This window comes from Caballeronia sp. INML2 (assembly GCF_023631365.1).
Lineage (GTDB): Bacteria > Pseudomonadota > Gammaproteobacteria > Burkholderiales > Burkholderiaceae > Caballeronia > Caballeronia turbans.
The window spans coordinates 1-4,024 of the sequence record NZ_JALQDH010000056.1 but is presented as its reverse complement, the minus strand read 5'-3'; the positions used below and the strand labels follow the sequence as shown (position 1 = coordinate 4,024).

The following is a 4,024-nucleotide window of genomic DNA, read 5'->3' as shown; positions in this document are numbered from 1 at the left end:
CAAGCTCCTTACTCAGCTCAACGCCATGATGCGCGATCGCACCCCCTGGAATCCCCCACATCACGATCACTTGTGACCCAGCACTTGACTCTCAATACAGTTGCTTTCTTTGCAGCAGCAAAGAAAGTGACTGCCGCCCCGCATAGGGGCAGTGCTAATAGACCAACACGAATACGGGATCCAGCGAAAGCAAAAAAACAAGAGAAACAAAAACCTGCTCCGCAATGCAACACACTGTCACCCATGCACCACGTGATGCAACAGCTTCTTGCCAAAGGATTACAGCCCCACCAAAGCCGCCAAGCCCTTGGCATAGATATTGAGTTCATCGCCCGAAAGCCCTGCGATGCACATCGCACCGCGCCACGGTGCCATCGTGAATCGCGGAAGCGACGAGCCACGCATGGGCGCCGCTGCCAGAAGCAAGAGCGAGGTCATCGACGTGACGGATGCCGCCCGCGCCGATCACTTCCCGCGCGCCGGCGAGCGCACGCACGGAAGCGAAAGTGTCGAGATCAGGCCCGGCATGCGCGCCAACGTGATCGAGCGTCATCACGATCACCCGCGACGGCCAGAAAGCACTTTCGGCATGCACGGAACCGAGCGCGCGCCCGCCGCGATAGTCGAGCGAGAGGATCGGCTCCAGGCCGCACGCCGAGGCCTCAGCGATCGCGCCGATGTCGAGCAGCGTCTCGGTGCCGAACACGGGCACGATCGCGGCGGGCGTCGAAGACCGCGTCAGCCCCGCGATGCGTTCGACGAGCGCACGCATCGGCGCGAATGCGGTGAAGCCCGCATCGAGCCAGATGCGCACGCCGTCGCCGAGGGCGTCGCATATGGCGGCGAGCGCACGGTCGTGCGCGCCGCGCTGCAGGATCGCGCCCAGATCGGCGACGTACACGGTGCGCGCGTCGGTGGCGGCGACGAGCGCCCGGGCGATCGCGACAGGATCGCTCGTGGCGCACAACGAGGACTGGATCGGCCGGTAACGCGAACGCTCGCCGCGCACCGCGCGTACCGCGTGGCCGTCGAGCAGATCGAGAACGGGTATCACCTGCATGGATGGCTTTCCTTTGACCAAGATCTTTGTATTCGAGTATCTCACCGGCGGCGGCATCGATCCGGACGCGGCAGGCGCAGGCAGCCTCGCCGACCTCTCCGCGCTGATCGTCGAGGGCCGCGTGATGCGCGACGCCATCGCCGCCGATCTGCGTGCACTTCCGGGCATCGAGGTGACCGTCGCCAGCTCGCGCTTCGAGCAGATCGACGACGCGCAAGGTTACGTGCGCGCCCAGCCCGGCGAGCCGGTCATTCGCTTCGTCGCCCGCGTGGCGCGCGAGCACGACTATGCCTGCATCGTCGCGCCCGAGTGCGACGGGCTGCTGCTCAAACTCTACGACGCCGTCGGCCAGGCGCGCTGGCTCGGCTGCGCGAAGGAAGCGATCCGCGCGGCATCGAGCAAGAGCGCAACCGCCGCGTGCCTCGCCGCGCGCAGCATCCACGCGACGCCCGCGCTCGAACCGGAGAACGCAGCCGCCGCAATCGGGCGACGCTGGGTCGTCAAACCCGACGACGGCGCGGGCGGCCTCGACACCTACGTCTATGACGATCTCGCCGCCGCGCGCGCCGAATACGAAGCGCGCGCGGAAGCGGGGCGCAATCCCGTATTGCAGGAATGGGTCGACGGCGAGCCGCTGAGCCTTTCGCTGATTTGCCGCGAACGGCTGTCGCGGCTCGTGAGCATCAATCGTCAGCGCATCGGTTTGTCGGATGCGGCGGGATCGGGACGCCGCGCGCGCATCGTGCAGTTCGATGGCGTCGATGTCGATCGCATCGACCGGCATGGTCCGCAAGGGCGCGCGCTCGAGCGGCTCGCGCTGCGGGTCGCCGAAGCGCTTCCGGGTTTGCGCGGTTTCGCAGGCATCGACGTCGTCTGGCATCCGGAGCGCGGGCCGGTCGTGATTGAAGTGAATCCGCGTCTCACGGTCGCGTATGCGGAATTGAGCCGGCGCGGCGGCAGGAATCTCGCGGCGGAACTGCTCGCGGCGCATCGCGTGCCCGGTTTCGATGGCGATGCCGGATTGCTGCGCGCGTGCGGCGGAGCGGCGTCATGACGGCGTCGACATCAGCGGATGCGCCGGTGTTCGGCTGGGACGTGGGCGGCGCGCACGTCAAGGTGTCGATGGCGACGCGCGCGGGCGTGCTCGCCGATGTCGCGCAATGGGCATGTCCGCTCTGGCAGGGCATCGCGCATCTGGAACGCGTGATCGACGCCATGTTCGAGCGCTGGCCCGCCGCCGCCGATGCCGCCGCGCGTCACGCCGTCACGATGACGGGCGAAATGGTCGATCTCTTCGCCGACCGCGCCGAAGGCGTGCGCACATTGACGCGCACGCTCGCGCAGCGGCTCGGGCCGCGCACGATGTTTTTCGCCGGCGACGCCGGCTGGCTCGCGCGTTCGGCATGCGCCGACGGCTGGCGCAAGGTCGCATCGGCGAACTGGCTCGCGACCGCGCGATGGGTCGCGACGTGCATCCCGGATGCGGTGCTGATCGATATCGGCAGCACGACGACGGACATCATCCCGATCGTCGGCGGCCGTGTCTTGGCGCGCGGCGCGAACGACGCCGAGCGGCTCGTCAGCGGCGAGCTGGTTTATCAGGGCATCGTGCGTACGCCGTTGTGCGGGGTCGCGCATCGCATCGCGTTTCGCGGCGAAACGACCGGCGTGATGAACGAATGGTTCGCGACGACCGCGGATGTCTATCGTCTGACGGGCGAGTTGTGGCCCGAGCACGACCAGCATCCGAGCGCCGACAACGGACCGAAGACGGAAGCCGCGAGCCGCGCGCGTATCGCGCGGATGATCGGCCGCGACGCCGCCGATGCGAGCGATTCCGAATGGCGGCGTTTCGCGCAGAACTGGCGGCACGAACAGTTGCGCGCGCTCGAAACGAATCTCGCGCGCGTGATCGCGCGGGATGCGGCGCTGGCCGCTGCACCGATCGTCGGCGCGGGCTGCGGGCGCTTTCTGGCGGCGGCGCTGGCGCGGCAGGAGGCGCGCAGTTATATCGATTTCGCGCGGCTCGCGGGCGTCGCGGACGACGACGCGACGCGTGCCGAATGGGTATCGACGTGCGCGCCGAGCGTGGCGGTCGCGCTTTTGGCGTCGATGGCGGCGAAGGGCGCGGCAGGCAACGAAGCCCGTTCCCACGCCGATGCGGCGCCGCGCGCGGCGTAAGAGCGTGCGGAATATAGCGGAGTAAGGATGGGGTATCGGAGCGGGTGCGTGGCCCGGCGGCATCATCGAACGAGGACAGGAATATGTGGGTGGTGAAGATCGGGGGTAGCCTGAGCCACGATCCGGCGCTGCGCGAGTGGCTGACGCGGCTCTGGGAAGTGGGCGGCGGGCGTGTCGTGATCGTGCCGGGCGGCGGCGATTTTGCGGACGCGGTGCGGCAGTATCAGCACGAATGGCATTTCGACGATCTCGCGGCTCACAACATGTGCCTGCTCGCGATGGCGCAATACGCGATTCTGATGCAGGGCGTGGTGCCGGAGCTCGTGCTCGCGTCGAACGAGCATCGGATTCGCGGGGCATTGCGCGATGGGCGCGTCGCGGTGTGGGTGCCGACGGATCTGATGCGGGCGACGCCCGATTCGATGACGAACTGGGATACCACTTCCGATAGCCTTGCCGCGTGGCTTTCTTCCTTGCTCAATGCGGAGCGGTTGATGATCGTGAAGTCTTGCGATGTCGATGCAAGTGCCCCGTTGGAGGCGCTGGCCGCGCGAGGCATTTTGGACCGGCGGTTTCCCGCTTATGTGCGGGATGCCAATTATATTGTTGAGATTTTTAGTAAAGGAGATGCTGATGTTATGCGGGATCGGTTGTTGAATGTTGCGGTTTGAGGTTGCGGTTTTTTCGCTGGATCCCATTTTGTTATTGGTTTATTAGCGTTGCCCCTATGCGGGGCGGCAGTCACTTTCTTTGCTGCTGCAAAGAAAGTGACCAAAGAAAGCA

General features: G+C 66.3%; 4 protein-coding genes. 3 read left to right on the top strand and 1 reads right to left on the bottom strand.

Annotated features, from left to right (window positions below; genetic code table 11):
* Nucleotides 1-325: 325 nt before the first annotated feature.
* Nucleotides 326-1,060: a HisA/HisF-related TIM barrel protein gene (locus NCT32_RS20120; protein ID WP_061119954.1), complete on the bottom strand. Its 735-nt coding sequence runs from the start codon at nucleotides 1,058-1,060 to the stop codon at nucleotides 326-328.
* A 13-nt stretch (nucleotides 1,061-1,073) separates the two neighbouring features.
* Here NCT32_RS20120 and NCT32_RS20115 point away from each other — a divergent pair, with 13 nt between their 5' ends.
* The 3 genes from NCT32_RS20115 (at nucleotide 1,074) to NCT32_RS20105 (ending at nucleotide 3,912) form a co-directional block, all read left to right on the top strand.
* On the top strand, nucleotides 1,074-2,114 hold the full coding sequence (locus tag NCT32_RS20115; protein WP_061120038.1) for an ATP-grasp domain-containing protein: 1,041 nt from the start codon (nucleotides 1,074-1,076) through the stop codon (nucleotides 2,112-2,114).
* On the top strand, nucleotides 2,111-3,241 hold the full coding sequence (locus NCT32_RS20110) for a hydantoinase/oxoprolinase family protein (protein WP_061120039.1): 1,131 nt from the start codon (nucleotides 2,111-2,113) through the stop codon (nucleotides 3,239-3,241). Before NCT32_RS20115 ends, NCT32_RS20110 begins: the two co-directional genes overlap by 4 nt.
* Before the next feature lie 83 nt (nucleotides 3,242-3,324).
* Nucleotides 3,325-3,912, top strand: a complete 588-nt coding sequence (locus tag NCT32_RS20105; protein WP_061119953.1) for an aspartate kinase — start codon at nucleotides 3,325-3,327, stop codon at nucleotides 3,910-3,912.
* The last annotated feature ends 112 nt before the right edge of the window (nucleotides 3,913-4,024 follow it).

Coding starts and splice junctions, on each gene's coding strand:
- NCT32_RS20120 (WP_061119954.1), bottom strand. CDS start 1,060: ATGCAGGTGATACCCGTTCTCGATCTGCTCGACGGCCACGCGGTACGC.
- NCT32_RS20110 (WP_061120039.1), top strand. CDS start 2,111: ATGACGGCGTCGACATCAGCGGATGCGCCGGTGTTCGGCTGGGACGTG.
- NCT32_RS20105 (WP_061119953.1), top strand. CDS start 3,325: ATGTGGGTGGTGAAGATCGGGGGTAGCCTGAGCCACGATCCGGCGCTG.